Origin of the sequence: Saccharothrix mutabilis subsp. mutabilis, from assembly GCF_039521145.1 — a bacterium.
In the GTDB taxonomy this organism is placed as follows: Bacteria; Actinomycetota; Actinomycetes; order Mycobacteriales; family Pseudonocardiaceae; genus Actinosynnema; species Actinosynnema mutabilis.
On the sequence record NZ_BAAABU010000027.1, the window covers coordinates 50,132 to 75,379 of the forward strand.

General features: G+C 73.0%; 22 protein-coding genes and 1 pseudogene. 15 read left to right on the forward strand and 8 right to left on the reverse strand.

The features are described 5' to 3' along the window. Positions 1–42 precede the first annotated feature (42 nt). Positions 43–1,191: a macrolide family glycosyltransferase gene (locus ABD126_RS34480; protein ID WP_343939019.1), complete on the reverse strand. Its 1,149-nt coding sequence runs from the start codon at positions 1,189–1,191 to the stop codon at positions 43–45. Between the two features lie 136 nt (positions 1,192–1,327). Further along, positions 1,328–1,915: a TetR/AcrR family transcriptional regulator gene (locus ABD126_RS34485; protein ID WP_343939021.1), complete on the reverse strand. Its 588-nt coding sequence runs from the start codon at positions 1,913–1,915 to the stop codon at positions 1,328–1,330. 51 nt (positions 1,916–1,966) lie between these two features. Here ABD126_RS34485 and ABD126_RS34490 point away from each other — a divergent pair, with 51 nt between their 5' ends. The 5 genes from ABD126_RS34490 (at position 1,967) to ABD126_RS34510 (ending at position 7,428) form a co-directional block, all read left to right on the forward strand. Then, a complete protein-coding gene (locus ABD126_RS34490; RefSeq protein ID WP_343939023.1) occupies positions 1,967–3,061 on the forward strand; it encodes an FAD-dependent monooxygenase in 1,095 nt (364 codons plus the stop codon). Between the two features lie 201 nt (positions 3,062–3,262). Next, complete coding sequence (locus tag ABD126_RS34495) at positions 3,263–4,414, forward strand: nitric oxide synthase oxygenase (RefSeq protein ID WP_343939025.1); 1,152 nt, start codon at positions 3,263–3,265, stop codon at positions 4,412–4,414. Between the two features lie 277 nt (positions 4,415–4,691). Next, the gene (locus ABD126_RS34500; RefSeq protein WP_343939027.1) at positions 4,692–5,801 is read left to right on the forward strand and encodes an NAD(P) transhydrogenase subunit alpha; all 1,110 of its coding nucleotides are present in this window, start codon (positions 4,692–4,694) and stop codon (positions 5,799–5,801) included. Continuing rightward, entirely contained in the window at positions 5,798–6,073 is a 276-nt protein-coding gene (locus tag ABD126_RS34505; protein ID WP_343939029.1) for an NAD(P) transhydrogenase subunit alpha part 2, read from the forward strand. The genes ABD126_RS34500 and ABD126_RS34505 overlap by 4 nt, the downstream gene beginning before the upstream one ends. Beyond that, positions 6,070–7,428, forward strand: coding sequence for an NAD(P)(+) transhydrogenase (Re/Si-specific) subunit beta (locus tag ABD126_RS34510; RefSeq protein ID WP_343939031.1), 1,359 nt, complete (start codon positions 6,070–6,072; stop codon positions 7,426–7,428). The genes ABD126_RS34505 and ABD126_RS34510 overlap by 4 nt, the downstream gene beginning before the upstream one ends. On the opposite strand, the gene ABD126_RS34515 is transcribed toward ABD126_RS34510, so the two are convergent. Continuing rightward, positions 7,425–9,458 (reverse strand): diguanylate cyclase domain-containing protein, encoded by a 2,034-nt coding sequence (locus ABD126_RS34515; protein WP_343939033.1) that lies wholly within the window; start codon positions 9,456–9,458, stop codon positions 7,425–7,427. The two genes, ABD126_RS34510 and ABD126_RS34515, sit on opposite strands and share 4 nt — an antisense overlap. A gap of 6 nt (positions 9,459–9,464) precedes the next feature. After that, the gene (locus ABD126_RS34520) at positions 9,465–10,175 is read right to left on the reverse strand and encodes an SAM-dependent methyltransferase (RefSeq protein WP_343939035.1); all 711 of its coding nucleotides are present in this window, start codon (positions 10,173–10,175) and stop codon (positions 9,465–9,467) included. 307 nt (positions 10,176–10,482) lie between these two features. Here ABD126_RS34520 and ABD126_RS34525 point away from each other — a divergent pair, with 307 nt between their 5' ends. Genes ABD126_RS34525 through crcB form a run of 3 tightly spaced genes read left to right on the forward strand, consistent with a single transcriptional unit; the run spans position 10,483 to position 11,700 of the window. Further along, on the forward strand, positions 10,483–10,920 hold the full coding sequence (locus ABD126_RS34525; RefSeq protein ID WP_343939037.1) for a MarR family winged helix-turn-helix transcriptional regulator: 438 nt from the start codon (positions 10,483–10,485) through the stop codon (positions 10,918–10,920). Beyond that, positions 10,910–11,347, forward strand: a complete 438-nt coding sequence (locus ABD126_RS34530; protein WP_343939039.1) for a fluoride efflux transporter FluC — start codon at positions 10,910–10,912, stop codon at positions 11,345–11,347. The genes ABD126_RS34525 and ABD126_RS34530 overlap by 11 nt, the downstream gene beginning before the upstream one ends. Continuing rightward, positions 11,344–11,700 carry a fluoride efflux transporter CrcB gene (crcB, locus tag ABD126_RS34535; protein WP_343939041.1) on the forward strand — a complete coding sequence of 119 codons (357 nt, stop codon included), beginning with the start codon at positions 11,344–11,346 and terminating at the stop codon, positions 11,698–11,700. Before ABD126_RS34530 ends, crcB begins: the two co-directional genes overlap by 4 nt. Here crcB and ABD126_RS34540 read toward each other — a convergent pair. Continuing rightward, on the reverse strand, positions 11,676–13,937 hold the full coding sequence (locus ABD126_RS34540; protein WP_343939043.1) for a HelD family protein: 2,262 nt from the start codon (positions 13,935–13,937) through the stop codon (positions 11,676–11,678). The genes crcB and ABD126_RS34540 overlap by 25 nt on opposite strands. A 382-nt stretch (positions 13,938–14,319) precedes the next feature. Beyond that, positions 14,320–15,192, reverse strand: coding sequence for an SGNH/GDSL hydrolase family protein (locus ABD126_RS34545; RefSeq protein WP_343939045.1), 873 nt, complete (start codon positions 15,190–15,192; stop codon positions 14,320–14,322). A gap of 87 nt (positions 15,193–15,279) precedes the next feature. On the opposite strand from ABD126_RS34545, the gene ABD126_RS34550 reads away from it, so the two are divergent. The 5 genes from ABD126_RS34550 to ABD126_RS34570 all read left to right on the forward strand — a co-directional run bounded on the left by ABD126_RS34550 (position 15,280) and on the right by ABD126_RS34570 (position 20,042). Beyond that, positions 15,280–16,497, forward strand: a complete 1,218-nt coding sequence (locus ABD126_RS34550; protein ID WP_343939047.1) for a PucR family transcriptional regulator — start codon at positions 15,280–15,282, stop codon at positions 16,495–16,497. Positions 16,498–16,516: 19 nt separating this feature from the next. Beyond that, a complete protein-coding gene (locus ABD126_RS34555; protein ID WP_343939049.1) occupies positions 16,517–17,200 on the forward strand; it encodes a hypothetical protein in 684 nt (227 codons plus the stop codon). 268 nt (positions 17,201–17,468) lie between these two features. Beyond that, positions 17,469–18,074, forward strand: coding sequence for a TetR/AcrR family transcriptional regulator (locus tag ABD126_RS34560; protein ID WP_343939051.1), 606 nt, complete (start codon positions 17,469–17,471; stop codon positions 18,072–18,074). Between the two features lie 116 nt (positions 18,075–18,190). Continuing rightward, positions 18,191–19,552, forward strand: coding sequence for a dihydrolipoyl dehydrogenase family protein (locus tag ABD126_RS34565; RefSeq protein ID WP_343939118.1), 1,362 nt, complete (start codon positions 18,191–18,193; stop codon positions 19,550–19,552). 118 nt (positions 19,553–19,670) lie between these two features. Beyond that, positions 19,671–20,042 carry a hypothetical protein gene (locus ABD126_RS34570; protein WP_343939053.1) on the forward strand — a complete coding sequence of 124 codons (372 nt, stop codon included), beginning with the start codon at positions 19,671–19,673 and terminating at the stop codon, positions 20,040–20,042. Positions 20,043–20,239: 197 nt separating this feature from the next. Here the strand turns inward: ABD126_RS34570 and ABD126_RS34575 are convergent, their stop codons facing one another. After that, positions 20,240–21,484: a hypothetical protein gene (locus ABD126_RS34575; protein WP_343939055.1), complete on the reverse strand. Its 1,245-nt coding sequence runs from the start codon at positions 21,482–21,484 to the stop codon at positions 20,240–20,242. A 156-nt stretch (positions 21,485–21,640) separates the two neighbouring features. On the opposite strand from ABD126_RS34575, the gene ABD126_RS34580 reads away from it, so the two are divergent. Together ABD126_RS34580 and ABD126_RS34585 are read left to right on the forward strand one after the other, a co-directional pair. Then, a complete protein-coding gene (locus ABD126_RS34580; RefSeq protein ID WP_343939057.1) occupies positions 21,641–23,068 on the forward strand; it encodes a S8 family peptidase in 1,428 nt (475 codons plus the stop codon). Positions 23,069–23,313: 245 nt separating this feature from the next. Continuing rightward, complete coding sequence (locus tag ABD126_RS34585; RefSeq protein ID WP_343939059.1) at positions 23,314–23,817, forward strand: DUF3145 domain-containing protein; 504 nt, start codon at positions 23,314–23,316, stop codon at positions 23,815–23,817. Positions 23,818–24,413: 596 nt separating this feature from the next. Here the strand turns inward: ABD126_RS34585 and ABD126_RS34590 are convergent. Then, positions 24,414–25,201 (reverse strand): annotated as a pseudogene (locus ABD126_RS34590) (sigma factor). Between the last annotated feature and the right edge of the window lie 47 nt (positions 25,202–25,248).

The window sequence follows — 25,248 nt, forward strand, 5'->3', positions numbered from 1 at the left end:
CGCCGGACGCGCCCGCCGGCGGGGTGCCGGCGGGCGCGTCCGTCACGCGAGCATCGACTCGACCACGTCGGCCGCCGCGGTGGTGCCGCCGGCGTGGCGGATCTCCTCCCGGATGGCGGCCAGGCGGCGCGCCACCGCGGGGTCGTCGACCAGTTCGGTGACCGCCGCGCGCAGCGACTCGACGCCGACCTGCTCCATCGGCAGGTACCGGCCGACGCCCAGCTCCACCAGCCGCATGGCGTTCAGGTGCTGCTCGCCGATCGTGGGCACACCGACCATCGGCACCCCGTGGAACAGGCCTTCCATGGTCCCGCCCATGCCGCAGTGGGTGATGAACGCGGTCGCCTTGGACAGGACGTCCAGTTGCGGCACCCACGGGTGCGGTTCGACGTTGTCCGGCACCTCGCCCAGGTCCTCGGGTCGGACGTGCCGGCCGATGTTCATCACGACCCGCCAATGCGTGCCGCCGAACGCCTCGACGCACGTCCGGTAGAACGCGGGCTCGTTGGTGTAGGCCGACCCGAGCGAGACCAGCAGCACCGGGCGGTCGTCCGGGCGTTCCCACGTGCCCTGGAACGAGCGGTCGCCGATGCACGGGCCGACGAACGTGTACTTCTCGGGCACCGAGTCGCCGTTGAGTTGGAACGACCGCGGGATGCTCACCACCGCCCGGTCCGGGTGGCCGACGAACGTCCGCGCGTCGGTCGGCTCGCCCTCGGCGGTCAGCCAGTCCTGGATCTCGGCGAAGACCGCCTCCATCTCGGGCGTGTCGTACAGGTCCTTCATGTCCTCCTCCCAGCCGTCGTAGGCGACGAACGTGGGGGAGAACTGGAGGGCCGGCACGCCCCACCGCCGCGCGAGGATGCGGGCGGGCCACGCGCCGATGTCGTAGACGACCAGGTCCGGGCGGTCGGCGTCGTAGCGCTCCGCCAGGACCGGGAGCAGGGCGACCGCCTCGGCGAGGAACAGCCGCATGGCCGGGGCCATGTCGGTCGGCCACTCCTCGTCGGAGGTCGGCAGCGTGGTCGGGTAGCGGACCGGCTGCGCGCCGGCGTGCTCGACGAGGTCGGTGAACCCGGCCGGGACGGCGTAGGTCACGCGGTGGCCCCGGGCGACCAGTTCGGTCACGACGGGCAGCGTCGGCGTGATGTGCCCGTGGCCGGGGATGTTGAGGAAAGCGATGTGGGACATGGTGTTCTCCAGGGATTCCGGGTACGGCTCGGGACCCCCGCGGCGCGGGGGCGGGCGGCGTGAGCCGGAATCAGAGGTAGAAGACCTGGATTCCCCACATGGGAACCACGGTAGCGGGCCGGTCGAGCCGTTTTCCTCAGCTCCCGAACACGCCGCGCAGAGCGGTCCGGATGGCGTCGGTCAGCTCGGCGCGGGACTCGGGGCTGCCCGGGGCGGGGGCGTTGAGCGCTCCCGCGCCCACCAGGCGGTCGAACAGGAGGCCGTCCACGAAGGCGACCAGCGCGCGGCCCCGGCGTTCGGCGTCCGGCACGCCGGCCCGTTCGAGCATCCGGCGGGCCAGGTCCCGGGCCTGCGCGCCGTGGGCGAGGATGCCGCGCAGTTCCGGGTGGTGGGTCGCCTCCAGCAGGCACGCGTAGCGCGCGAGGGTGCGTTCGCGGCCGGTGGTCATCCACGCGTCGAGGACGCGGGCCATGCCGGCGGACAGCGCGTCGAGGTCGGTCACGTCGACCAACTCGGCGACCTCGGCGGTGTCCTGGTCGGCCAGCCGGCGCACCACGCCCTCCACCAGGGCTTTCCGCGTGCGGAAGTACGCGGACGTCGAGCCCTGCGGCAGGCCGGCCTCGGCGTCCACGGCGCGGTGGGTCAGCCCGCGCATGCCCCTGGTCGCCACCACGTGCACGGCCGCGTCCGCGATGAGCGCCACCCGGTCGGACAAAGTCGGCACCTCCTTCTACAGCTGTAGAGTAGCTTCTACACCTGTAGAAGGGAGCACGGCGTGCGTGCGGTGGTCGTGGGGGGCGGGCTCGGCGGGGTGGCCGCCGCGGTGGCGTTGCGGAAGGTCGGCTGGGACGTCGTCGTGCTGGAGCGGGCGGCCGAGTTCGGCGAGGTCGGGGCCGGGATCGGGATGATGCCCAACGCGATGCGCGCGCTCGACGCGCTGGGCCTGGCCGACCAGGTGCGGCGGATCGGCACGCCGCGGGTGGCCGGGGGAGTGCGGGACCGGCGGGGCCGGGCGCTGGTCCGGGTCGCGGCCGGGGAGCACGTCGTGGCCGTGCACCGGGCGGACCTGCACCGGGTGCTGCGGTCGGCGTTGCCCGAGCGGTGCCTGGTGACCGGCGTCGAGGTCCGGTCGGTCGAGGACCTGGACGCGGACCTGGTGGTGGGGGCGGACGGCATCCGCAGCCGGGTGCGCGAGGAGCTGTTCCCCGGGCTGCCCCGTCCGGTCTACGCGGGGGCGACGGCGTGGCGGAGCGTGACGACCGTGCCGTTCGCGCGCGAGCTGGAGGTGGGCCAGACGCTGGGCCCCGGGACGGAGTTCGGCATCCTCCCGCTGGGGGACGACCGGGTCTACTGGTACGCCGCCACCCTCGCGCCGGCCGGGGGAGCCGCCGCCGACGAACTCGGCGAGGTGCGGCGGCTGGTCGGGCACTGGCACCGGCCCATCGCCGACCTCCTCGACGCGACCCCGCCGGGGACCGTGTTGCGGCACGACCTCCACGAGCTGCGCACGCCGCCGCCGTCCTACGTCCGGGGCCGGGTGGCGCTGCTCGGCGACGCCGCCCACGCCATGACCCCCTACCTGGGGCAGGGCGCGTGCACGGCCATCGAGGACGGCGTGGTGCTCGCGGCGGCGCTGGCCCGGTTCGGCTTGCCGGAGGGGTTGGCGCACTACGACCGCGAGCGCCGGCCGCGGGGGGTGAAGGTGGCCCGGAGGTCGCGGCTGGCGGGCCGGTTCGGGCACCGCCTGCGCCACCCGGTGGCCGTCGCCGCGCGCAACACCCTCCTGCGTGCGATGCCGACGAGCGCGGCCGTCCGGGGCATGTCCACCCTCACCGCTTGGCGGGCACCGGAGTTGTCACCCGATAGGTGAAAAATGCACCGTGATGCAAATCACGGGTCACCGCCGCGAGTCGAGCGGATAACAATCGAATATCACTCGTTTTCGCAGGATTCGTCACCCTTTCGCCGGATCAAGCACTCACCGTGTGGCGTCGATCGCCGGCCGTGTCGGCCTTCGGGTGCCCGACACGGCGGTGCACCATCCACGAAAGTGCAACTACGGTGTCGCGCCATGGCCCCCGTCCCCGCATGTCCGACTGAAGCCATCCCCCTGCGCACCACCTCCGTCGACCTCGCGGAGGCCGACGACTTCATCCGCCTGCACCGCTCCGAGCACCCCGAGGAGGGCCCGGTCGAGCACCGCTTGGCCGAGGTCCACGCGGAGGTCGCCGCGACCGGCACCTACCGGCACACGGCGGCCGAACTGGCCTTCGGCGCCCGCGTGGCGTGGCGCAACAGCGCCCGCTGCATCGGTCGCCTGTACTGGCGCAGCCTCAAGGTCCGCGACCTGCGCGACCTGCGGGACCCGAAGGAGGTCGCCGACGCGTGCGTCGAACACCTCGAACTCGCCACCAACGGCGGCAAGGTCCGACCGGTGATCACCGTGTTCGCCCCCGACGAGCCCGGCCAGCCCGGTCCCCGCATCCGCAACGAGCAGCTGATCCGCTACGCGGGCTACCGCGGCCCGGACGGCGGTGTCCTCGGCGACCGCCGCAACGCCGACCTCACCGACCACGTCATCGGCATGGGCTGGCGCCCACCGGCCGATCGCGGCCCGTTCGACGTGCTGCCGCTGGTGGTGGAACGCGAGGACGCCGACCCGTACCTGCTGGAACTGCCCCGGGACGCGGTGCTGGAGGTGCCGATCAGCCACCCCGAGTACCCGTGGCTGGGTGACCTCGGGTTGCGCTGGCACGCCGTGCCGGCGATCAGCAACATGCGCCTGCGCATCGGCGGCGTGGACTACCCGGCGGCCCCGTTCAACGGGTGGTACATGGGCACGGAGATCGGTGCCCGGAACTTCGCCGACGCGGACCGGTACGACCTGCTGCCGTACCTGGGCAAGCGGATGGGGCTGGACACGTCGAAGGTGCAGACCCTGTGGAAGGACCGGGTGCTGGTCGAGCTGAACCGGGCGGTGCTGCACTCGTTCGGGGAGGCGGGGGTGACGATCACGGACCACCACACGGAGTCGGACCGGTTCCTGACGCACCTTCGGAAGGAGGAGGCGGCGGGGCGGAGCTGCCCGGCGGACTGGACGTGGATCGTGCCGCCGATGTCGAGCGGGATCACCAGCGTGTTCCACCGGTACTACGACAAGGGTGAGCTGCTGCCGAACTTCTTCCCCGGCGACACGAAGGGCGTGTGCCCGATCATCCACTAGCGGTTGGCCGGCGCGGGGCAGGCGGACACACTTCGCCACCAAGACCCCGCGCCTGCCACACCGCAGCCCGCCCCTGCCGCCCTCCCTGCCCTCCCCGCCCGCCGCCCCGCCGCGCCCGCGCCGCCCCGCCGCGCTGCCCGCCTGCCCGCGCCGCCCTCCCGATCCGCTCCCCGGTCACCCCGAAAGCGCGGCTCACCAGCACGCCAGTACGCCCGTCCGGTTAAAGTCAACGGTGGATGTGGTGTGGATCACCTTTGATCGACTACTGTGACTCTCCGTGAAAGTGGGCATCCCCGCGGAGTCGCGGCCCGCCGAGCGCCGCGTAGCCGGTCTACCGGAAACGGTGACCACGCTGATCGGCGCCGGCCTCGCCGTGGACGTGCAGTCCGGAGCGGGCGTGCACGCCCGCGCTTCGGACGAGTCCTACCGGGCGGCCGGTGCAGAGGTCGTCCCCCAACATCCCGCGGGGACCACCGAGGTCGTGGTCTCCGTGCAGCCGCTCGAAGTCGAGCAGGCCAGGAAGCTGCGCGAGGGCGACATCACCGTCAGCTTCCTCTCACCGTCCGCCGAACTCGACCTGGTCCGCACGCTCGCCGAGCGCGGCGTCACCGCGTTCAGCCTCGACCTCCTCCCGCGCGTCACCAGGGCGCAGAGCGCCGACGCGCTGTCCTCCCAGGCCCTGGTGTCGGGGTACCGCGCGGTCCTGCTCGCCGCGCAGCACCTGCCCCGCTTCCTGCCCATGTTCACCACCGCCGCGGGCACCGTCCCGCCCGCCAAGGTGCTCGTGCTGGGCGCGGGCGTGGCCGGGTTGCAGGCGATCGCCACCGCCCGCCGGCTGGGCGCGGTGGTCGAGGCCTACGACGTGCGCCGGGCCGCCGCCGAGGAGGTGCGCAGCCTCGGCGCGAAGTTCCTGGAGTTGGAACTGGAGTCCCAGGACGGCGTGTACGCCGCCGCCCAGTCCGAGCAGTTCCTGGAACGCCAGCGCGAACTCATCGCCGAACGCGTCGCCCAGAGCGACGTGGTCATCTCCACCGCCGCCGTCCCCGGCCGCAAGGCGCCGGTCCTGGTCACCACCGACATGCTCAAGGCGATGACCCCGGGCTCGGTCGTGGTGGACCTGGCCGCCGAGACCGGTGGCAACGTCGTGGGCTCGCGGCCCGGCGAGGAGGTCTGGGTCGGCGAGGTCCTCGTGCACGGCGTCCGCAACCTGCCCAGCAGCATGCCCGTCCACGCCAGCCGCCTGTACGCGCGCAACGTCGCCAACTTCCTCGGCCTGATGACCGCGGACGGCCGGGTCGTGCCGAACCTGGACGACGAGGTGCTCGCCGGGGCCTGCCTCACCCACGCCGGCGAGGTCCGGCACGCGCCCACCAGGGAGCTGCTGTGATCGATCTCCTGACGATCTTCGTGCTGGCCGTGTTCGTGGGCTTCGAGGTGGTCTCGAAGGTCTCCACGATCCTGCACACCCCGCTGATGTCGGGCGCCAACGCCATCCACGGCGTGATCCTCGTGGGCGCGGTCCTGATCACCGGCCAGGCCGAGGGCGGGATCGAGCTGGTGCTCGGCCTGCTCGCGGTCTTCCTGGCCACGGTGAACGTCGTCGGCGGCTTCGTGGTCACCGACCGGATGCTGGAGATGTTCAAGGGGCACAAGCGATGAACTGGGTCCAGCTCGCCTACCTGGCCGCCGCGCTGTGCTTCATCCTGGCGCTCAAGGGCCTGAGCACCCCCCGGTACGCCCGCGCCGGCAACCTCGTCGGCGCGGCGGGCATGGCCCTGGCGGTCGTCACGGCCTTCTTCTCGGTGACCCACAACCTGGTCCTCATCCTGGTGGCCGTGGCCGCCGGCACGGTCGTCGGCATCCCGGCGGCCCGCCAGGTCAAGATGACCGCCATCCCGCAGATGGTGGCCCTGTTCAACGGCGTGGGCGGCGCGGCGGCGGCGCTGGTGGCGCTGACGGAGTTCCTGGAGGTCGCCGACGGCGGCGTGCTGTTCGACGTGGCGACCGTGCTGACCGTCCTGATCGGCTCGGTCAGCTTCTCCGGCAGCGTCGTGACCTTCCTCAAGCTCCAGGAGATCATGACCACGCGGCCGGTGCTGCTGCCGGCGGGCCAGATCGTCGGCACCGCCGTCGCCGCCGTGAGCGCGCTGCTCGCCCTGGCCGTGGTGTTCACCGGTTCGAGTGCGCTGCTGGTGCTGCTCGCGGTCGCCGGTCTCGCCCTCGGCGTGCTGTTCGTGCTGCCCGTGGGCGGCGCGGACGTGCCGATCGCGATCTCCCTGCTCAACGCCTTCACCGGCCTGGCCGTCGCCGCGTCCGGTTACGTCCTGGGCAACACCCTGCTCATCGTGGCGGGCACGCTCGTCGGCGCGTCCGGCACCATCCTGACCCGCCTGATGGCCCAGGCCATGGGCCGACCGCTGACGAACATCCTCTTCGGCGCCTTCAAGGCCGCGCCGCCCACCGCCGGCGGCGGGGAGCAGCGCTCGGTCCGCGCCGGGACCGTCGAGGATGTCGCCATCCTGCTCGGGTACGCGCACTCGGTGCTGGTGGTGCCCGGGTACGGGTTGGCCGTCGCCCAGGCCCAGCACGCGGCGCGCGAGCTGGCGCAGCTGCTGGAGTCGCGCGGGATCTCGGTGGACTACGGCATCCACCCGGTCGCCGGCCGGATGCCCGGCCACATGAACGTGCTGCTGGCCGAGGCGGACGTGCCCTACGAGCAGTTGAAGGAGCTGGACGACGTCAACCCCGGCATGGGCAGCGTGGACGTGGTGCTGGTGGTCGGCGCCAACGACGTGGTCAACCCCGGCGCCCGGGACGAGCCGTCGAGCCCCATCTACGGCATGCCGATCTTCGACGTGGACAAGGCCAAGTCGGTGGTGTTCATGAAGCGGTCGATGCGGCCCGGTTTCGCCGGCGTCGACAACGAGCTGCTCTACAACCCCAAGACCACGCTGTTGTTCGGCGACGCCAAGGACTCGCTCACCAAGCTGCTCGCGGCGGTCAAGAGCCTCTAGAGCTCGTAACCCGGGGACGGTGGGCCGGTGAACGGGCCGAAGGCCGCGTCGGCGCCCTTCGCGGCCCACCAGTCCGCCAGGTGCGGAGTCGGGACGTCCGGGACGCACACGGCGTAGCCGGCGGCCCGGATCGTCTCGATCATCTGGCCGATCGCCCGGTGCGGCAACGATTCCTCTTCCCCCGCCAGGCGGTCCACCACCGACGGGGCCAGGACCAGCGCGTCCACCGGCAGCTCGCCGAGCAGGGACAGTTCCGCCTGGCCCCCGTTGAAGCCGGACAGCGCCAGGGCGATGCCCATCTCCCGGAGCACTTCGGCGTTGTCGCCGTCCTCGTCGAGCATGGCCCGGGTGTCGAGGTACAGGCGCAGGTTCGCGCCCGGTAAGCCCGTTTCGTCCAACACCCGTTTGACCGTGGCGACCAGGTCCTCGTCGCGGGACTGCATGGGCGACAGCTCGAAGTGCAGCGTGCCCGCCGACCACAGCGCGGCGGCTTCGGCGGCTTCGCGCAGCGCCCACTGGCCCAGCTTCAGCGACAGGCCGTTGGTCTCGGCCATCTTCACGCAGTCCCGGTGGTCCAGGTCGTCCCAGCGGAACCGCGCCAGCCGGCCCAGCGGGGTCCGCGACGCCAGGTCGAGCACCGGCCGGAACTCGACCTCCAGCTCCGAGTCCCGCAGCGCGCCGGGCATCCGCGCGGCCAGGGCCAGCCAGGACCGGGACGTGGTGTCCTGGGGCCGGTCGTAGGTCTGCCACTGGCCCTTGCCCTTCGCCTTGGCGCGGCGGAGGGTGGCGTTGGCGGCGCGGAGCAGCTCCTCGGCGGGCCAGCCCTGGGCCGGGCGGTCCACCACGCCGATCCCCGTGCTCAAGGCCGCCCCGCAGGACATCGGGGCTGCCAACGCGGCGGTGATGCGTTCGACCATCTGCGGGACTTTGGGCGTGTCCGGGCGGTTGGCGACCACCACGGCGAACTCGTCGCCGTCGATCCGCGCCACCACGGCCCGTTCGTCGGAGAACACGGTCTTCAGGCGTCTCGCGACCTCGCGCAGCAGCTCGTCGCCCTTCGCGTGGCCCATCCCGTTGTTCACCACGTTGAAGGCGTCCAGGTCCAGGTGGTACAGCGTGATCCCGCCGGCCGCCGACCGGTGCATCGCCTCCAGCCTGGTCACGAAGTGCTGCCGGTTGGACAGGCCGGTGAGCCGGTCGTGCAGCAGCTGGTGGTCGAGGTTCTTCTGCAGCAGGTGCAGCTCGGTGACGTCCTCGGCCATCGTCACGTGGTACGCGGGAGCGCCGTCGGCGTCGCGCAGCAGCGACACCGCCAGGTGCACCCACACCGGGTCGCCGTCCCCGCCGAGCAGCCGGCGCTGCTCGCGGAAGCGGTCCACCCGGCCCGCGCCCACGGCCCGGTACCCGCCGGCCAGCGCCTCGCGGTCGTCCGGGTGGAAGACCTCGACCAGCCTGCGGCCCGGCAGCTCCTCGTGCGGCACGCCGAGCATCTCGCCCAGCGCGTCGTTGGCCTGCACGCACACCCCGCGCAGGTCGGTGATCGCGATGCCGAACGCGGCCGTGCTGAACACCTCGCGGAACCGGCTCTCGCTGACCCTCGCCACCCGCTCGGCGCGGGTCTTGGCGGCCATCAGCGCGCGTTTGATCTCCTCCTGCTGGTCGAACGCGTCCAGCCGCATGGCGATGGCGAAGCTGGTGCTCAGGCTGCCCAGGATCGCCACGACCTTCTCGGGCAGCTGCGGCACGTCCTCCAGCTCGGGCGTGAACAGCAGCGTGCGGCCGAGGACCTCCACCGTGCGCTGCAACGTGTCCGGTCCGTTGAAGTGCGCCTTCACCAGCCGTTCGCCGACCACGGCGACGGGATCGACGGTGAACGGGTCGGCCTGCACGGCGTCGGCGATCACGTCGACCAGGCCGAGCAGGAACTCCTCGATCTCCGCCGGGGACAGCGGCACGTAGGCCGTCGGGTAGACGGCCCGCAGCCACTCCCGGGCGAGTTCCCGCCGCCGCGGTCTAGCCGGTGGCGTCATGTGGTCTCACCGCTTGTGGCCCACTCCCGCGAAGATGCCGGCCCGGTCCGGGTCGTCACGCCCGGCGACCCCCTCTTCCGGCCGCCACCGGGGCAGCGGCACGACACCCGGTTCGACGACCTCGAACCCGTCGAAGAGCGCGGTGATCTCCGCGTGGGTGCGCGGGAACACCGGGTTGGGGCTCTTCCTCATCACCTCGACGATCCCCGCCATCTCCGCGGGCTGCAAGTCCGACGTGAACTGCGACAACGCCAGCGCGCTGCCCGGCGCGAGGGCGTCGCGGTAGACCCCGAGCACGCCGACCGGGCCGCACTCCGGCGGCACGAAGTGGAACACGCCCACGGCCAGCACCCCGATCGGCTCGGCGAAGTCCAGCAGACCGGTGCGGCGGACGGCAGCCGGCACGGTGCGCGGGTCGGTCACGTCCTTCCCGTGGACGTTGCCGACGCTGGGCAGGCCCGACCCCAGGTCCAGGAACTGCCGGACGCCGCGGTCGATGAGGTGCAGCACGGCGCGGCGCAGGAACGACCGGTCGAGGCGGACGATGGTGCGCGCGTTGGGCTGCGCGAGCAGGAACTCCCGCGCCAGCGCCCGGTCGGCGGCGAAGTGGTGGCCGCCGCCGAGCAGGTAGTCGCAGACGCGGGCGGCACTGGGGAGACCGGGGTCCGCCTCGCCCGGGACCCGGCTGCCGATCCGCGCCACTCCGCCACTCCGCATTCCCCGTGGATGGGACCGGACCCGGTCCTCGCGGGAGGAGATTACTGAGGGGGCGACACCGGTCGGCAGTGCCCGCGCCCGCTTGTCCCCGATCGGCGTACACCGGTCGGGAAGGCGATCACCGTGCGTGTGATCCCGCGATGTGGACGCCGGACCGCAGTGCCACGATGGTGTGCCCGGCGGGTGCCGGCGACGCGGTCATCCCTTGTGCGGCAAGGCGATCCGGCGGCCGGACGCCCGACGGGAACACCCGCCGGACCCTGATTCGGGCGGTGTCCGACACAACCGCAGCCAGTACCATTCGCCCATGTCAGACGAGGCACGCACGCTCACGGACGTGGTCACCCGGCTCCGGCGCGCGCTGCGCACCAGCATCAGGTCGGAATGGCCCTGGGACTCGCTGCCGATGGCCCAGGTCGAGCTGCTCCAGACGCTGGCCGAGCGCCCGCCCATGCGGGTCGGCGACCTCGCCGCCGAGCTGCGGCTCGCGCCCAACACGGTGAGCGGGCTGGTCGGCCAGCTCATCGAGGGCGGCCTGGTGTCCCGCGCCGGCGACCCGACCGACCGGCGCGTCGCGCGGCTGTCGGTGACGCCCCAGGGGCACGAGCAGCTGGCCGTCTGGCAGGCCGCGCACGAGAAGCGCATCGGGACCGCGCTGGACAAGCTGGACCCGGGGGAGCGGGCGGACGTGGTCCGCGCACTGTCCGCTTTGGACCACCTGGTGGACCACCTGCGTGCCCACTGAGCCCGTAGACCCCGACATCGACCTCCACGTCCCGGCGCAGCGGCGGGAACTGGCCCGGACGCACGGCGGCGTGCTCGCGGTGATCGCCCTCGGCGGCGGTCTCGGCGGCCTGGCGCGCTACGGCGTCGGGCTGCTCGTGCCGGGGCCGTGGGGGACGCTCCTGGTCAACGTCGTGGGCGGCGCGCTGATCGGCGTGCTCATGGTGCTGATCACCGAGCGGTGGCGGGCGCACCCGTTGGCGCGGCCGTTCCTCGGGGTCGGCGTGCTGGGCGGGTTCACCACGTTCTCCACCCACACCGACGACTTCCGGCGGCTGCTGGCGCCCGGCGGCGTCCCGGTGGCGTTCGGCTACCTCGTGCTGACCCTGGTGGCCGCCGTCGCCGCGACCGCGCTCGCCGTGGCGGTCACCCGGAGGGCGGTCGCGTGACGGCGCTGCTGGTGTTCCTGGGCGCGGCGATCGGCGCGCCGCTGCGCTACCTCGTGGACCGGTTCGTGCAGTCCCGCCACGACTCCGCGTTCCCGTGGGGCACGCTCACCGTGAACGTCGTCGGCTCGTTCGCGCTGGGCTGCCTCGCCGGCGCCGCCGTCTCGCCGGGCACGGCGGCGTTGCTGGGCACCGGGCTGTGCGGCGGCCTGACCACCTACAGCACGTTCGGCTACGAGACCGTGCGGCTGCTGGAGAACCGCGCCCACTTCCACGCCGTCGCCAACGTGGCGGTCAGCGTGGTCGCGGGCGTGGGCGCGGCCCTGCTCGGTTACACGGTGCTCGCCGACCTCTGAGCCAGCCGGTCCAGCACGGCGGGCAGCTCGCCCTCGTGCACCACGCCCAGCCGCTGCGTGGCCCGGGTCAGCGCCACGTACAGGTCGCTCGCGCCGCGCGGCGACTCGGCCAGGATGCCCGCCGGGTCCACCACCAGGACGGCGTCGAACTCCAGGCCCTTCGCGTCCACCACGCCGAGCACGACGACCTGCGCGTCCAGGTCGTCCGACGCGCCCGGCACCACCGCGCGCAGCTCCGCGACCTGCGCGGCGGGCACGATCACGGCGAGCTTGCCGTCCCCGATGGCCTCGACCTCCTCGGCGACCAGGCCGGGCAGGGCCGCCGCCGCGGACGCGACCTTCAGGCTCCACGGCTGGTGACCGCTGTCGCGCACCGACGCCGGCGGCGCCAGGTCCGGGTCGACGCCCGCCAGCACGTCCGCCGCGACGGCCATGATCTCCGACGGCGTCCGGTAGTTGACGGTCAGCTCGGTGAGCTTCCAGCGGTCCATCACGTACGGCGAGAGCACCTCGTGCCACGACGACGCCCCGGCGATGTCACCGGTCTGGGCGATGTCGCCGACGACCGTCATGGACTTGCTGGGGCAGCGGCGCATCAGCGTCCGCCACGCCATCGCCGACAGCTCCTGCGCCTCGTCCACGATGATGTGCCCGAACGTCCACGTCCGGTCCGCCGCCGCGCGCTCGGCCGCGGTCTCGTAGCGCTCCACGCCGTGCCGCTCGGCCAGCCGGTAGGCGTCGACCAGGTCGGTCGCCATGAGGATCTCGGGGTCGGCGTCGTCCTCCAGGTCGAGGATGTCCAGCACGCCCTGCGCGTAGTCGATCGCCTGGCGGCGCTGCCGCTCGGCGCGGGCCTTGGCCTCGGTGTCGTCCTCGCCGAGCAGCTCGGCGGCCTCGTCCAGCAGCGGCACGTCGGCGGGCGTCCACTCCGACCCGCGCGGGCGGGCCAGCAGGGCGCGTTCCTCCGGGGACAGCTTGGGCGTGGCCTTGGCCAGCAGGCGCGGGGTCGCGTAGAGGTCCTCCAGGAGCTGCTGCGGGGACAGCGTCGGCCACAGCCGCTCCACGGCGGCCCGCACCCCGGGGTCCTCGCGCAGCTCGCGGCGGATGTCGTCGACGTCGGCCTGGTCCAGCAGGTGCCGGCCGAGCCGGCTCACGGCCTGGGACGCGAGGGTGGAGATGATCTCGCGCAGGAACGTGCGGCGGGCCTCGTTGTGCGGGCGGCGGGTGCGGCGGGCCCGGCCGCGCGCGGCGGTGATCGCCCGGCGGTCCAGCTTGAGCACGTCCTGCTCGAACGGGACCTCGACCAGGGCGGGCGCTTCCTGCCGGTCCTTGACCGCGTGCGCGACCACGTCGGCCATCTCGATGCGGCCCTTGAGCGCGGCGGCCTCGGCGGACTCGCGGCCGGTCGCGGTCAGGTTCGGGAACAGCTCGCCCACGGTGGACAGCAGCACGCCGGTCTCGCCCAGCGACGGCAGCACCTGCCCGATGTAGCGCAGGAACGTGGCGTTCGGGCCGACCACCAGCACGCCGCGCTTGGCCAGCTGGCGGCGGTGGGTGTAGAGCAGGTAGGCGGCGCGGTGCAGGGCGACGGCGGTCTTGCCGGTGCCGGGGCCGCCCTGCACGACGACGACGCCGTTCAGCTCGGTCCGGATGATCTTGTCCTGCTCGGCCTGGATGGTGGCGACGATGTCGCCCATCTGGCCGGTGCGGCTGGCGTTGACGGCGGCGAGCAGGGTCGCCTCGCCGGTCAGCCCCTCGTGCCGGTTGGGGTCCACGGAGTTGATGTCGAGGACCTCGTCGTCGAACCCGACCACCTTGCGCTGCTTGGTGCGCAGGTGGCGGCGGCGCTTGACGCCGTCCGGGGCGGCGGCGGTGGCGAGGTAGAACGGCCGCGCGGCGGGCGCCCGCCAGTCCATCAGCAGCGGCTCGTACTCCTTGTCCTCGTCGAACAAGCCGATCCGGCCGATGTAGAACCGCTCCCCCTCGTGGAAGTCGAGCCGCCCGAAGCACAACCCGTTCTCGACCGCGCTGTACTGCGCCAACTGGTCGGAGTACATGGCCACCGAGGTGTCCCGCTCGGAGCGCATCTGGTGCGTCCCACCGGTTTCCCGAAGCGCGCCGGCCAGCCGCTTTGAGCTCAGTTCGCGGAGGTCGTCCAGCCTTCCGTACAGCATCGACACGTATTCCTGCTCCGACTCGATTTCCGCGAGCCGGAGGTCATCGGAGGGGCTTGACAACGTGCCTCATTTCTGGATAGCGTGTTTTATCAGGCTGTGCCGCTTTTCGCCTGACTTCTCTCTGCGCGCGCAGAACGACCAATCTACACGGTGGATCGCCGCCGCGCTCACGTGTTCGGGCCCGGCCGGCGGGTCACGCGCCTTCACGCTAGGACGGCGCGCCACGACCCGGTGTCGGGCGGGTCGTGGTGGCCGATGGCCGCGCCGGTCGGCGCGGGGGACGCCGCGGGGCTCAAGCTCAAGGATCTCGGGTTCGCCGCCCGAAGTCGGCCGACCGGCACATGCGCCGGTGGCCGCCGTCGCCGAGCGGTTGTGCGCCGCGAAGTGCGCACTCGGGCTCGGCGACGACGGCCACGGCGGCGTCTACCGGTTCAAGAAACCTTCACAGGCGGCTCACGCCCAGCGACCCGGCGACGAACCCCCCGATCCCCGCCATGCCCCGCGCGTTGGGGTGCAGCGGAGCGGCGGCCGACGTCGGCACCAGGCCCTCGAACCACTTCTCGGTGATCGGCGCGCACACGTCGTGGCCCACGCTCGGCGGCTCGATGTCCACGAACGTCGCGCCGCGGTCGGCCGACACCTTGCCCAGCACCGTGTTCAACCGGTGCACCGACGCCTGGAGGTAGTCGGCGTCGCGCGCCCAGATCGGCTCCTTCGGGTAGCACCCGCCGGGCCGGATGTACGTGCCGTACCCGACGACCACGACCTCCGCCCGCGGCGCCCGCGCCTTGACGGCGTCCAGGCCGGCGGCGAACTCGGCCGCGTAGGCGTCGATCTTCGCCGCGATCTGGTCGCCACCCGCGGTCAGGCGGTCCTTGCAGGACATGCCGAGCGGCTCGGGGAACACGTTGACGCACCCCAGCGCCACCCCGACCAGGCCGATGTCGTTGCCGCCGATGGTGATCGTCACCAGGTCGGTCGTCGGGGTCAGCGCGTCGAGCTGCGGCGGCTGCGGCCCGGTGAACGTCGACTGGGAGGTGGTCAGGTGGTCGGTGGTCGCCCCGGAGCAGCTCACGTCCCGGAACGTCGTCGCGCCGACCTTCGCGGCCAGCACGCTCGGCCAGTTGCGCGTCGAGCGCAGGCAGCCCAGGTCCATCAGCTCCTGGGCGGGGATCAGCGGCCCGGCGGCGGCGGAGTCGCCGAGCGCCACGTACTCCAGTTCCGCCGGAGCGGCAGCCGCGGCCGTCCCCGTCCAGGTGATCGACAACGCCGCCAGCAACACCGGTAGCAGCCTGCGCACGGTCGCCTCCTTCACGTAATCGAGAGTGGTGCCGGTGACATGATGTGGCCTGCGGCACGCCCCGACACCTGGGAGATCGCGCAGACTCGGCGAGGAGCTGTTGTGACCCGTCACAACCTGACCATCAACGGTCGGCCGGTCCACGCCCGGCTGACACCGCACCGGGTGATCGCGCGCGAACTGGTCACCCGGTTCACCGCCGAGATCCCGCTCTACGCGGCGCTGCCCCGCGAGGAGCTGGACGGCGACATCACCCGGATCACCGCGGCCAACCTGCGGATCGTGGCGCGGATGCTGCGCACGGGCGAGGTGCCCGGCGTGGACGACCTCGGCGAGCTGGCCGAGTCCGCCGCCGTGCGGGCCGCCGAGGGCGTGCCGCTGGGCGCGGTGCTCGCCGCGTACAGCATGGGCCTGCGGGTGATGTGGCACGCCGTGCTCGCCGACGCGGGCCCCGACGACCTGGCCGACGCGCTCGCCGCGACCGACCTCGTCCTGCGCTACCAGGAGGTCGCGGTGTCCGTGGTGGCCACCGCGTACGCCGAGGAGCGGCAGACGATCGTCGGCCACGAGCGGGAGGCGCGGCGCGAGCTGCTGTCGGCCCTGCTGGAGGGGCGGCCGACGGCCACGCGAGTCGGTCCGTCGCACGTCGTGGTGGTGTTCGCTTTCGCCGCCCACCCGGACGAGGCCACGCCGGGCACCGGCGCGCAGATCGCCGCCCGCCGCAAGGTGCGGCGCGTGCAGGCCGAACTCGACCCGGTCGGCCCGAACTCGGTGGACCCGCGCGGCGGGGTGGCCGTGCTGCCGCCGGAGGCCGACGTGACCGGGGTGGTGCGGCGGTTGCAGTCGGTGGTGGGCGTGACGGCGGCGTGGGAGCGGGCGGCGACGGCCGAGCTGCCCGCCGCCCACCAACGGGCCCGCGAGGTGCTCGACGTGGTGCTGCGGCTGGGACGCCCGCCGGGCCTGTACCGGCTCGCGGACGTGCTGCTGGAGTACCAGCTGGGCCGGCAGACGCCCGCGACCGCGGGGCTGGCCGCGCTGCTGGACCCGTTGGGGGACAACCCCGACCTGCTGCCGACGCTGGAGCTGTACCTCGCGGAAGGCCTCAACCGCCGCAGAACTGCGGCTTTGCTGCACGTCCACCCCAACACCGTCGACTACCGGCTGCGTCGGATCGTGGCGCTGACCGGTCTCGATCCGGGCAACCCGGCCGACCTCCAGCACATCGGCGCGGCCCTGGCGGCACGCCGGGTGAGAGCCGCGGCACCCGAAGAGCGGGATCCCGGAGGCACGTGGGTGAAGCCCGAGCACACCGGCCGGTGAACCCGGCAGGGTGGAGGGGGTGAAGGAACAGCGCCGGGAACTGGTCCGGCTGTGCCGCTGCGCGGTCGACCGGCCGCGGTGGCAGCTCGGGCTCGCGGTCGTGGTGTCGGTGTGGTCGCTGGCCTGGGTGGCGGGGCAGCCGTTCGGCGGGCCGAGCCCGGTGGACGTGGCCCGCGCGCCGCTCGCGTGGGCCGGGGTCCCGGTGGGGTGGCTGGACGCCGTCGCCGCGTGGTGCGCGGGCCGCACCGGCTGGCTGGCCCCGGTCGGCGGGCTGCTGTGGGCGATGACGACCACCCGGCGGCAGCTGCCCGCGCTGGGCGGGTGGCTCGCGGTGATGGCCGCCGCGCAGTCCACCGGCTACGGCGCGGTGCACCGGGCGTTGCTGGCGCTCGCGGTGTTCCTGGCGGTGGTGGGGCTGGCGTCCATCCCCGGGCGGCGCGCGTTCGTGGTGGACCGGGTCGCGCTGATCCCCGGCGACGTGGCGCGGGCCGCCGCGACCGCCGTGGCGCTGTCGGCCGTCGTGCCGCTGATCGCGCCGGGTCTGGTGGTCGCCGGATTGCTGCGCCCCTATGTCACCCGGCCGCCGCGCCCGCGTTCTGAACGGAAAGAGGAGTCGTCCGCGGGGATCGGCGGCGCATTGCCGCACCAGCGCGGACCGGGCGCGGAACCGGTGCCGGTGAGTTCCCGGCCGCGATCGGGCTAGTCGGCGCGGTCGGGCGCACCGGTGAATCCTCCGGCGTGGAATCGTTTCATACCCAATTGTTCAGGCGCGCGCGGCCTTTGCACCTGGTCTTTTCGGCCGGGTTGTCCAACAAGATGAGCGTTTCTCACATGGCAGTCCGCAGTCCTGCGCAGACGTGCGACGATCCGTGATGAAGCTGTCGCCAATCCTGTGTTTGGGATTACCGGTCCGTATCCATCAAGATGTCCGCGTGCATCAAAATCCCGCCGAAAACCGCTTAGCCAAGGTGATGCGCCGTCAGCCTGTGCAGCAGCGGGGCGCCGCGACGGTGACCGCCATTGTCGACGCGTGCGCCCAGTTGCTGAACCAGTACGACTACGACGACATCACCACCGCCCGGATCGTCGAGCTGGCCGGCGTGCCAATTGGGTCCTTCTACCAATACTTCCCGGACAAGCGTTCTGTTGTGCACGCCCTGGCCCTGCGCGGCATGGAGGAGTACCTCGCGCGGGTGGAAACCCTGTTCACCGAAGGCGGGCTGTCCGCGAACTGGCGGGAAGCGGTGCAGCAGGTGGTCGCGGTCTACCTGCGGATGCTCGTCGAAATGCCCGGTTTCGGCCGGGTGCGGTTCAGCGACCTGTTCGACGGGCACCGGCTCGACGCGAGCGTCGACCAGTACGAGCTGATGGCCGAGCGGCTGCGCGAGCTGTTCGTCGCCCGGTTCACCGTGCGCGGCGACGCGCCCGTGGCCCTGACCTTCCGCATGGCCACCCAGACCGCGGACGCCCTGTACAAGCTCGCCGAGCGGGTCGCGCCCGACGAGCGGCCGGTGGTCCTCCGCACCGCCGACGGCGTGATCATGCGCATGCTCGCCGGGGTGTTCGACCCGGCGTGACCCCCTGCCCACCGCGCTCCGGACCGAACGCCGCGTGACTTGCTCCGCCGGTCCGGGTGGTGTGGGGTGGAACGGTGAGCGACTCCCGTGCCGCGGACGGCGACCAGACCTACGACGTGATCGTGATCGGCGGCGGACCGGTGGGTGAGAACGCCGCCGCCCGGACCGCCGCCGGCGGCCTGCGGACCGCCCTGGTGGAGGCCGAACGGGTCGGTGGTGAGTGCTCGTACTGGGCGTGCATGCCCAGCAAGGCCCTGCTGCGCCCGGGTCACGCGCTCGCCGCCGCGCGTCGCGTGCCCGGCGTGCCGGTGGGGGAGGCGCTCGACGCCGCGGCCGTCCTGAAGCGGCGCAACGAGTTCACGTCCAACTGGGACGACTCGGGTCAGGTGGACTGGGCCGTGGGGGCCGGATTGGACGTGGTGCGCGGCCGGGGTCGGCTGACCGGCGAGCGGACCGTCGAGGTCGACGGCCGCGTGCTCACCGCCCGGCGCGCGGTCGTGGTGTGCACGGGCAGCGTGCCGCGCACGCCGAACCTGCCGGGCCTGGCGGAGGTCGACTTCTGGGGTTCGCGCGAGGCCACGTCGGCGCAGGAGGTGCCGTCGTCGCTGGTGGTCCTCGGCGGTGGCGTGGTCGGCGTCGAGCTGGCGCAGGCGTGGGCGCGGCTGGGGTCCGCGGTGACGCTGGTGGTGTCCGGCGAGCGGCCGTTGCCCAAGTTCGAGGCGTTCGCCGGGGACCTGGTGGCCGACGGGTTGCGCGAGGACGGCGTCACGCTGCGCACGGGCGTCAAGGCGACCGGTGTGTCCTCTGTGGACGGTGAGGTGACGCTGGCCCTGTCGGACGGCAGCTCCGTGTCCGGGGCGAAGCTGCTGGTGGCCACCGGGCGGCAGCCCGCGACGTTCGACCTGGGCGTGGAGCGGTTCGGCTTCACCGCCGGCGAGGCGCTGCCCGTGGACGACACCGGCCGGGTCGAGGGCCTGGACTGGCTGTACGCGGCGGGGGACGTCACCGGCCGCGCCCTGCTCACCCACCAGGGCAAGTACGCGGCCCGCGCGGTCGGGACGGCCATCGCGACCGGCGCGCAGAACCCGCAGCCGTGGACGGCCCCCGTCGCGACCGCCGACCACACCGCCGTGCCGCAGGTCGTGTTCACCGATCCCGAGGTGGCGGCGGTCGGGTGGACCGAGGCGCAGGCGCGCGAGGCCGGGCTGGACGTGCGGGTGGTCGACCTGGACATCGCCGTCGCCGGGTCGTCGCTGCACGCGGACGGGTACCGGGGCAAGGCGCGGATGATCGTGGACGAGTCGAAGCGGACGCTGGTCGGCGTCACGTTCGCCGGTCCGGACACCGCCGAGCTGCTGCACGCGGCGACGGTGGCGATCGTCGGTGGGATCACCGTGGACCGGTTGTGGCACGCGGTCCCGGCGTACCCGACGATCAGCGAGGTGTGGCTGCGGCTGCTGGAGGCGTACGGCCTTTGACGGTCGGTGTGCCTGCGGTTTCGTTGCGTGCGCAGGGGTACGCCGAGTGCCGTAGGTGTGGTGCGCCATCAGGCGTCACCTCCGCGAATTGCGGCTTCGGCTCATTACACTGGGGGAGGTGACCAGGGGAACCGTTGCACTCGCGAGCGGTGCGGTGTTCTGGTGCGTGCTGGTCATCGCGTCGACGTTCGTGCCGGGTGGACCGGCGTTCGCGCCCATCGCGGCGTACCTGCCGGGGTTCCTGGTCGTGCCCGTGGTGGCTTACACGTTGCTGCGGGCGCGCAGCCACGCGTTGTTGTGCCTGGCGCACGTGCCGCGGGCGTGGCTGGGGGCCGGGTTCGCGGTGGCGGTCGCGGGGTGGCTGTTCTCGTGCGGCGCGCTGGCGGGGCGGCCGGGGACGGAGCTGACGAGCACGGCGGCCGGGCTGGCGATCGTGCTGCACGTGACGTTCGGGCTGATCGCGATCGGCCTGGCCCGGACCGGCCGCTGACTCGGCGGCCTGCGGCCCCCGAGTCGATCGTCTCACGCGGCACCGACAATTCCGCGCGGCACCGACAGTCCACGCGGCACCGACAGTCCGCGTGGCACCGACAGTCCGCGTGGCACCGACAGTCCGCGTGGCACCGACGACAATCCGCGTGGCACCAACGGTCTCGCGCGTCAGCGACGATCTCGCGTGTCGGTGGGTTATTGCGTCACCGGCAGGCGCATGGCTTGTTGGGCCAGGGCCACCAGCATCGGGTCGGCCGGGTCGGACTCGCCCTCCGCCCACACCGCCTGCGTGATCCGCACCTGCGAGTCCTTCACCAGCGTCTTGATCGCCGAGTGGTCGAACGTGGCCGGGCCGCCCGGCCAGGACTTGCCCTCCTTGACCAGCGGCGTGATCCCGCCGGTGCCGGCCGCCGACGTGACCGCGTGCAGTTCGGCGGCCCGCGTGCCGTCCGGCAGGTTCAGCTCCGACACCGCGATGCCGACCTTGCGACCGTCCATCGTGGTCTCGTACACCGCGCGCTTGAGCTGGAGGCACATGTGCCCCGCCAGCCAGACCTGGATGTCGCCGAACGCGTGGTCCGCGCACTTCTCCGTCCGGTCCGCGCCCCTGGGCGAGTAGTTGCGGCCGTCCACGACGACGGTCGTCGGCTGCGGCGCGGTGCTGGTGGCCGACGACGCCTCGGTCGAGCCGCCGGAGGACAGCAACGCCCACGCGGCGACGATCAGCAGCGCCACCACCACGGCCGCCGCCGCGTACGGCAGCCACTTCGGGCGTCGGGGCGCGGGCGCGACGCGCGGCAGGAGCATGGTGCTGGCCGACGCCAGGTCCGTCGCCGCGTCCGGGAAGCCCTCGGCGACCAGGTCGCGGACCGCGGGCGGGGTGCCGGTGGGCGCGAGCACGGCGAGCAGCTTCGCCGCGTGGCCCGCGGAGCAGGGGCGGTCGCTGGTGGCCAGTTCGCGGGCGGCGGCGAGCAACGAGGTGGGCTTGGGGTGCAGGACGCGCACGCCCCGGTTGAGGTCCACGGTCGGCTGCACGACCTGGCCCACGTACGGGCCGACGGCGACGACGGTGGCCACGGGGAGCGGTTCGCCGCGCATGTCCTGGATGCGGCGGGTGACGGCGGCGCTGGCCTCCAGCGCCTCGGCGGCGGGGCTCGTCGCGCCGTCCGGGCGGGTCAGCGGCCAGCCGTCGATCGTCCACTGGCCGGCCAGCGGGGCCTCCAGGCGCATGGCGGGGTCCGGCAGGTCCACGCCGACCACCACGAGCACGCCGCGCGGCAGCACGACCACCGCGTCCAGCGGGCGCGGGCAGTCCGGTGGCGTGACGCCGAGCAGCGCGACACCGCCCAGCACGGAGTCGCCGTGACCCCACGTGCTGAGCGCGGCCCGCACGTCGGCGCCGACCGCCGAGGGCTCGGCCCCGAGTTTGATCAGGCGCACGAGAACACACCGTTCCACACGATCGGACACCGTAGCGCCGGCGGCACCCGATCGGCGGCGAGGAGGGCGACTTGACACTTTCAGTGACTGCCATCACCGGAACGGGGGTCGATCGTTAGAAGGGTTGCTCAACCCTGCACCGGAGGTTCCAACGCCATGCGCAAAGTCGCCTTGGCCGCCGCGGGAGTCCTGGCACTCTCCGTGACCGCCGCCCCCTCCGCCAACGCGGGCCTGCTCGCGCCCGTCTCGGCCCTGCTCGGCCCCACCTACTCCGGCACCGTCCTGGTGCACGGCACCGACCTGGCCGCCGCCGAACGCGCGGTCGGCCAGGCCGGCCTGACCCGGATCACCGCGTTCAACCGCATCGGCGTGGTCGCCGCCCGCGGCAGCGCGGCCGGGATCGCCGCCGTGCGGGCCGTGCCCGGCGTGACCTACGTCGAGGCCGACCAGCCGATCCGCTTCACCGGCTCCACCTCCCACACCGCCACCCGAGGCCTCGAAGCGCGCCAGACCCTGACCGGCGCCAACGGCCTCGCCCTGGACGGCAGCGGCGTCACCGTCGCCGTCATCGACTCGGGCGTGGACCCGACGCACCCGGCGTTCCGCACCGCGAGCGGCCAGACCAAGGTCGTCCGCAACCTCAAGAGCCTGTGCGTGGACGAGTCGTCCACCGGCACCGGCTGCATCGTGGACGTGCCCACGTCGGTGGACACCGACACGCTGTCCGTCGGCGGCCACGGCACGCACGTCACCGGCATCGCCGTGGGCAGCGACGTGAAGCTGACCGACGGCACGGTGGTGCGCGGCGCGGCCCCCGGCGCGAAGACCGTGGTCGTCTCGACCGGCGCGGCGCTGCTGATCCTCGGCGCCGACGCGGCGCTGAACTGGGTGCTGGAGAACCACGCCGCCCCGTGCGGCGCGGGCGTGCCGGCCTCGACGTGCCCGCCGATCAAGGTGGTCAACAACTCCTACGGCCCGGTCGGCGGTGGCGCGTTCGACCCGAACTCGGCCACCGCGAAGCTCCAGCGGGCGCTCGCCGCGCAGGGCGTGGTGACCGTGTGGGCCAACGGCAACGACGGCGGTGACGGGACGACCAGCCTGTCCAACCCGCCCGGCCAGGACCCGACACCCGGCGTGATCTCGGTCGCGTCCTACAACGACCGGGACACCGGCACCCGCGACGGCGCGGTGTCGGACTACTCGTCGCGCGGCCTGGCCACCGACCCGTCGACGTGGCCGGACATCTCCGCGCCGGGCGAGAACATCACGGCGGCGTGCCGGCCGTACCTGGTGATCTGCGCGACGGGCCTCAAGCCGCAGAACGGCCCCGGCCTGCTCGACCTCGGGACGTTCAACACGATCTCCGGCACGTCCATGGCGGCCCCGCACATCGCGGGCATCGTGGCCCAGCTGTTCCAGGCGCGCCCGAACGCCACCCCCGGCCAGATCGAGGCGGCGTTGAAGGCCAGTGCCCACAAGTACGGCGGCGGTTACGTGCCGGCCGGCGCGTACACGAGCAGCTTCGACCGCGGAACGGGTCTGGTGGACGTGGTGGCGGCGGTCACCTCGCTGCGTGCGCAGTAGATCACGTGATCGTGTCCGGTTGATCTCGGAAAGTGACCCCTCGGCCCCACTGAACTGGGCCGAGGGGTCGCGAATCAGGGTCTAAAGTCCTGTATCTGACCCGCCCGGGTGATGAACGTGCTGGTTCTTCTGGCGGACCGCTGCGATCGCGGGCAGAATGGCCGGGTCGGGAATTCGCAAGATCGTCCGCAGCACCTCGACAGGCCGTAGGGGAAGACGTCCCTCGTCGAGTAGCGGAGGTCAACGTGAGCACCCGTGGCAGCACCAGTGGCGTGGTCTACGTCCACTCGTCGCCGTCTGCGGTCTGTCCGCACGTCGAGTGGGCGATCTCGGGCACCCTCGGCGAGCGGGCGGACCTCAAGTGGGCGGCCCAACCCGCGGCGCCGGGGCAGTTGCGCGCCGAGGCGGCCTGGTCCGGAGAAGCCGGCACAGGCGCCCGACTCGTGGCCGCCCTCAGGGCGTGGCCGATGCTGAGGTTCGAGGTCACGGAGGACCCGAGCCCCGGCGTCGACGGCGTCCGGTACTGCTTCGCGCCCGTGCTGGGGTTGTGGCACGCGCGCACCAGCGCCAACGGCGACATCGTCGTGTCCGAGGACCAGCTGCGGACCCTGGCGGCGAGAAGCCGCGGCGGCGAGTCCTTCGCGCACGGCGTGGACGAGATCCTGGGCGCGGCCTGGGACGACGCCCTGGAGCCGTTCCGCCGCGCCGGTGACGGCGCTCCCGTGACGTGGCTGCACCGAGTGGGCTGACCTCTGCGCGGATGGTCGGCCGTCGCGCTCTGACCGGCGGCCGTTGCGCGCGGATAGTCGGCCGTTGTGCTCTGACCGCCGGCCGTCGCGCGCCAATGTTCGCCGTTGCGCGCGGATCGTCGGATTTGTCGGACCCCGCCGGTAGAATGGATACCGGGGGGCCGTGGCCCGCCGTGCGCGCGAAATCGCCACAACACAGGCGGAAACACACCCGCTCCAACACCTGCGGCGCAAACGCTTGCCACCGCCCCGCTCGCTGCGACTCATGCGAACCCGCCGCTCGTCCGCCCGCCTTCGCCGCCACTGGTCGCCGGACCGTGCTGATCGCCGGACCGTGCTGATCGCCGAGCCGTGCTGATCGCCGAGCCGTGCTGATCGCCGAGCCGTGCTGATCGCCGAGCCGTGCTGATCGCCGAGCCGTGCTGATCGCCGAGCCGCGCTGACCGCCGAGCCGGGTGTGTTGATCCGCCGGGCTGGGCCAAGTCGCGCTGTGGAGCCGGGTCGGCGCATTTCGGCGCGTTTTCGCCGACACGCCGGGCCACGGCCCCCGGTATCCATTCTACCGACGGCCCACGACAATTCCGGGCGCCAACACCTCAAGCACCCACCGCCGACAGGTCCAACACCCCCAACCGCGCCGCGTCCGCGATCACGTCGATCGCCACGACCCGCCCACCCACCACGCTGAACGCCATCACCGACAACGGCCCCCGAGGCCCGGCCACGACCACTCCGGGCACCCCGTTGACCAGCGCCGGCCGGGCGAGCGGCGACAGGGAGCCCCACGAAGCGGCCTGCCCGGCGACCACCGACGCCCCGTCGAGCAGCACCGACAGCGGAGCACCCGCCCCCGCGTCCGACCGCAGCACCACCGACGGGTCCAGCACCGCCGGCAACCCCTCGATCGACCCCTCACGCGCGGCGGCGAAGAACGCGTCCACCACCTCGCGTTGTTCCGCACGGGAAGCGTCCGGCGCGGGTGCCGACGTCCGCACCCGTCGCCGCGCCCGCGAAGCCAGTTGCCGCACGGACGCCGGCGACCGGTCCACCAGCCCCGCGATCTCCTCGAACGGCACGGCGAACATGTCGTGCAGCACGAACCCCACCCGCTCGGCCGGCGCCAGCGCGTCCAGCACCACCATCAGCGCCAACCCGACCGCGTCGGCCAGCGCCACGTCCTCGTCCGGGCCGCTGACCACCGGGTCCGGCACCGACACGCCCAGCGCCTACCGCCGCCGCTCCCGCGAGCGCAGCACGTTCAAGCACACCCGGCTCACCACGGTCGTCAGCCACGCCGCCAGGTTGTCCACGTCCGACGGAGAACGCGAGTACCGCAGCCACGTCTCCTGCACGGCGTCTTCCGCGTCGGCGAAGGACCCAGCATCCGGTACGCCACGGCCTTCAGGCGCGGCCGGTGTTCTTCGGAGGCGT